At 40.8% G+C, this 4,503-nt stretch carries 4 protein-coding genes and 4 tRNA genes; 7 read left to right on the top strand and 1 reads right to left on the bottom strand.

Going from position 1 to position 4,503, the window contains the following annotated elements:
- Positions 1 to 83: 83 nt before the first annotated feature.
- On the top strand, positions 84 to 1,124 hold the full coding sequence (gene murB / locus PSI15_RS17140) for a UDP-N-acetylmuramate dehydrogenase (protein WP_273584577.1): 1,041 nt from the start codon (positions 84 to 86) through the stop codon (positions 1,122 to 1,124).
- Complete coding sequence (gene birA, locus PSI15_RS17135; protein WP_273584576.1) at positions 1,121 to 2,080, top strand: bifunctional biotin--[acetyl-CoA-carboxylase] ligase/biotin operon repressor BirA; 960 nt, start codon at positions 1,121 to 1,123, stop codon at positions 2,078 to 2,080. Before murB ends, birA begins: the two co-directional genes overlap by 4 nt.
- Positions 2,081 to 2,112: 32 nt before the next feature.
- On the opposite strand, the gene coaA is transcribed toward birA, so the two are convergent.
- Complete coding sequence (gene coaA / locus PSI15_RS17130) at positions 2,113 to 3,063, bottom strand: type I pantothenate kinase (protein ID WP_045968036.1); 951 nt, start codon at positions 3,061 to 3,063, stop codon at positions 2,113 to 2,115.
- Between the two features lie 430 nt (positions 3,064 to 3,493).
- Here coaA and PSI15_RS17125 point away from each other — a divergent pair.
- From PSI15_RS17125 to PSI15_RS17105, 5 genes are all read left to right on the top strand, one after another.
- Positions 3,494 to 3,569 (top strand) — tRNA-Thr (locus tag PSI15_RS17125).
- A gap of 15 nt (positions 3,570 to 3,584) precedes the next feature.
- Positions 3,585 to 3,669 (top strand) — tRNA-Tyr (locus PSI15_RS17120).
- Positions 3,670 to 3,769: 100 nt separating this feature from the next.
- Positions 3,770 to 3,844: transfer RNA gene (locus tag PSI15_RS17115), tRNA-Gly, on the top strand.
- A gap of 6 nt (positions 3,845 to 3,850) precedes the next feature.
- Positions 3,851 to 3,926 (top strand) — tRNA-Thr (locus PSI15_RS17110).
- Positions 3,927 to 4,032: 106 nt separating this feature from the next.
- Positions 4,033 to 4,503 (top strand): GTP-binding protein (locus PSI15_RS17105; protein WP_273583710.1); only part of this gene is annotated, 471 nt, incomplete at its 3' end.

Here is a 4,503-nt window from a genome sequence, read left to right as displayed (position 1 = left end):
TGACTTACTTTTCTTTCAAACTTACCTTTCAAATATAGAGTCTGATAGACTACGACTTAAATTACCTATTGAGCTTGAAGTGAATGTCTGTTTGTCAATCTACCCAACTAAAAGCGTTCAACACATTTGGCATTTCAGCCTGCGCCGATCATATCGGTATAGCCACCTCTATTGAATCTCTTCTGACCTTATGGCAAGAAGCAATGGAAAAGGATCATCCTATTTTATTGTTGGGAGGAGGAAGTAACGTTCTTTTCACCGAAAATTTTAAAGGTACTGTGATTCTAAACCGCATTCTTGGTATTAATATACAAGAGTCTGATACAGCCTGGCATGTTCATGCTGGCGCAGGTGAAAATTGGCATGAATTGATTACGTATTTATTTAATCAACAGATCTATGGCTTAGAAAATTTAGCCTTGATCCCCGGCAATGTTGGTTCTGCTCCAATCCAAAATATTGGTGCATATGGAATTGAATTTAAACAAGTCTGTGAGTATGTGGATTTTGTTGAACTAAAAACAGGTAATTCAATGCGTTTGACGGCGAATGAGTGCCAGTTTGCTTATAGGGATAGCATTTTTAAACATCAGTATAAAGATGATTATGTTATCACAGCAGTCGGTTTACGATTGAATAAAAAATGGGAACCCATCTTAACTTATGGTGCCTTAGCCCAATTCTCACAGGAAAAGGTCACACCAAAACAGATATTCGATGCTGTGTGTGAAATGCGCCAGAATAAATTACCCGATCCTGCGCTGATGGGTAATGCTGGAAGTTTCTTTAAAAACCCTATTGTATCGATCGAGTTAGCATACAGAATTAAATCTGAATACCCTGACTGTCCTCAATATCCTCATGATGAGCATAACATAAAGATTGCAGCGGGTTGGCTTATCGAACAATGCCAATTGAAGGGTTATGTTATTGGTGGAGCCGCTGTACACACGAAACAAGCATTGGTATTGATTAATAAAGATAATGCAACAGGACAAGATATCATTGCCTTGGCTGCTTATGTGCGTAACAAGGTCGCAGAAAAATTTAATATCTTCTTAGAGCCTGAAGTACGCTTCATTGGCAGTGAAGGTGAGATAGACGCAGTGGAATGTATTTCATGAAAGATATTAGTATCCCATTAAAATTAATTAGAGTGTTATCTGATGGTAAAATTCATTCAGGCCAGCAACTTGGTCAAGAATTGGGAATGAGCCGTGCAGGAATCAATAAACATATTCAAACTATTCGTGAATGGGGAGTCGAGATTCTAACTCTCTCAGGTAAAGGTTATCGTTTCCCTGCCCCAATGAATCTTCTGGATAAAGAGCTTATCGAAAGCTATCTTCCTAATAATCACATTGAAGTGATACCTGTCATTGATTCCACAAATCAATATATTCTGGAGAAGTCAGCAGAACTTGATTCGGGAGATGCCTGTGTTGCTGAATATCAGTATGCAGGCAGAGGGCGCCGTGGTAGGAAGTGGGTTTCTGCGTTTGGTCGAAACTTGTATCTATCCATGTACTGGCGTTTGGAACAAGGGCCAGCAGCAGCGATAGGCTTAAGTTTAGTGGTTGGTATCGTCATTGCAGAAGTTCTTAATCGCCAAGGAGCAAAAAGAGTAAAAGTAAAATGGCCAAATGATTTATATCTGGACGATAAAAAATTAGCTGGAATATTGGTTGAATTGACGGGAAAAACGGGGGATGCAGCCCATGTTGTGATCGGAATAGGTATGAATATTTCGATGAGTAGCGATCAACAGACATCAATTAACCAAAATTGGACTAATTTACAGCAATCAGGAACGGTTATTGAACGGAATAAATTGGTTGCTGAAATCGTGGTAGAACTTAAAGAAGCATTAATTCAATTTGAAAACGAAGGATTAGCTTCTTTCATTCCTCGTTGGTTTGAATTAGATAATTTTATTAATCGTCCGGTGAAATTAATTATTGGTGATCAAGAAATTTATGGAATAGCCCGTGGAATAGATCAACAAGGAGCTCTGTTACTTGATATTAATGGCGTTGTTACGCCTTATATTGGTGGCGAAATATCCTTGAGAGGTTGTTGAATACAAAGCCGGAAATATTTCCGGCTTCTGTTTTATTTCCTTAATCTGACGCTTTCAATTGTGTGATTGATTCCTTTCGTCATAATCAAGCTAGCCCGTTCTCTCGTTGGTAAGATGTTTTGCTGTAAGTTTAAGCCGTTAATTTCCCGCCAAATGCTTGATGCCACTTTTATCGCTTCTTCTGTCGTTAGCTTAGAATAATTATGAAAGTAAGAATCAGGATCGGAAAAAGCACCTTGTCGAAACTTGAGAAAACGGCTGACATACCATTGTTCGAGTAATTCTTCTGATGCATCAACATAAATAGAAAAATCAACGAAATCAGAAACAAATACATGATGTGGTTCATGTGGGTAATCCATGCCACTTTGTAATACGTTTAAACCTTCAAGAATAAGAATGTCTGGCTTTTCGATAATAAGTTGTTCATTAGGAACAATGTCATAGCTCAGGTGAGAATATACTGGTGCAGTAACTTTTTCGGCACCTGATTTGATATCAGCGACGAATTTAACCAAGCTACGCATATCATAGGATTCAGGAAACCCCTTTTTTTTCATTAAACCACGTTCATTTAATACATTATTGGAGTGCAAAAAACCGTCCGTTGTCACTAACTTGACACGGCGATGTTCTGGCCAACGGCTTAGTAATGCCTGTAATAAGCGGGCAGTCGTGCTTTTCCCGACAGCAACACTGCCTGCGATACCAATAACATAAGGTATTTTTTGTTCATCTGTTCCCAGGAACTGTTCAAGAACAGCCTGTCGCCGTGAATTGGAACTAATATAAAAATTAAGTAGACGTGACAATGGAAGATAGATCTCAATTACTTCATCTATTGAGATTTCTTCATTAATCCCTTTTAAAGCAGCAACTTCTTCTTCTGTTAATGTTAAAGGCACCGAGTCACGCAATGTTGCCCAATGTTCACGTTCAAATTGTAAATATGGAGTCGTCAAAAAAGATTCTTTCTTATTCATAAGCCAACATCTGCCTGTCTATGCAGGTTGGACAGGTTGTTGAAGAACACCCGTATCCGACAAAAAATAAAGCTCATCATATAGGTTGCGTTATCGTAGGCGTAGAATTTTTTATGATCTTAGTAATTTTTTTTGATGGTAAATACAAAAATGTAAAAAAATTGTACCGTTACTGCGGCTGTTCTGGCTGCCTGTTTCTTTTTTAAAAGGAAGAAATCTAGGATAATACAAATAATTTTCAAAAAATAATTGGTAGGTGCATTTATTGACTCTTCTCGTATTAAGAGTTTATTGTCGGATATTTAAGCTTAATCTATTTAAAAAAACACCAATAGTATTGAAAGCGGCTGTTTTGTGAGCGAAAGAACAAAAAAAGCAATTTTTTTGTTGCATCGTGGGCCAACTCTTCCTAGAATGCGCAGCACTTGATGCCGGCATAGCTCAGATGGTAGAGCAACTGACTTGTAATCAGTAGGTCCCGAGTTCGATTCTTGGTGCCGGCACCATTAAAAATTTGGAAAGGTGGGGTTCCCGAGCGGCCAAAGGGAGCAGACTGTAAATCTGCCGTCACAGACTTCGAAGGTTCGAATCCTTCCCCCACCACCATTAACCAGTTTTAATCTTGAGTGTTCTGCTCGAGTTATACTCTAGACAAAACACTTGAAGTACAGTATACAGCTGATTAAAGTCAGGTAGCCGAGTTCACGCGGGCATCGTATAATGGCTATTACCTCAGCCTTCCAAGCTGATGATGCGGGTTCGATTCCCGCTGCCCGCTCCAAGATGTGCTGATATAGCTCAGTTGGTAGAGCACACCCTTGGTAAGGGTGAGGTCGGCAGTTCGAATCTGCCTATCAGCACCACTTCCCCTGTCCTTGCCTCCTGATTTTCTTCCTGTAAATATCTCACAAGCAATTGCTTGGTTGATGTGGTGAAACCACCGATTCCGTGTCTTAGAGGGACAACCTAATGTCTAAAGAAAAGTTTGAACGTTCAAAACCGCACGTTAACGTTGGTACTATCGGCCACGTTGACCACGGTAAAACTACCCTGACTGCTGCAATCACCACCGTTCTGGCGAAAACCTACGGCGGTAACGCGCGTGCATTCGACCAGATCGATAACGCACCAGAAGAAAAAGCGCGTGGTATCACCATCTCTACTTCTCACGTAGAATACGATACTCCAACTCGCCACTACGCGCACGTTGACTGCCCAGGCCACGCCGACTACGTGAAAAACATGATCACCGGTGCTGCCCAGATGGACGGCGCGATCCTGGTAGTTGCTGCCACTGATGGCCCAATGCCACAGACGCGTGAGCACATCCTGCTGGGCCGTCAGGTAGGCGTTCCTTACATCATCGTGTTCCTGAACAAATGTGACATGGTTGATGATGAAGAGCTGCTGGAACTGGTTGAAATGGAAGTGCGTGAGCTG

It is taken from the genome of Xenorhabdus sp. PR6a, from assembly GCF_028599065.1.
Classification (GTDB): Bacteria; Pseudomonadota; Gammaproteobacteria; order Enterobacterales; family Enterobacteriaceae; genus Xenorhabdus; species Xenorhabdus doucetiae.
This window is presented reverse-complemented; position numbering and strand designations above follow the sequence as displayed.

Excerpts from the sequence above, each read along its gene's own strand:
- murB (WP_273584577.1), top strand. The coding sequence starts at position 84 with ATGTCTGTTTGTCAATCTACCCAACTAAAAGCGTTCAACACATTTGGC.
- birA (WP_273584576.1), top strand. The coding sequence starts at position 1,121 with ATGAAAGATATTAGTATCCCATTAAAATTAATTAGAGTGTTATCTGAT.
- coaA (WP_045968036.1), bottom strand. The coding sequence starts at position 3,063 with ATGAATAAGAAAGAATCTTTTTTGACGACTCCATATTTACAATTTGAA.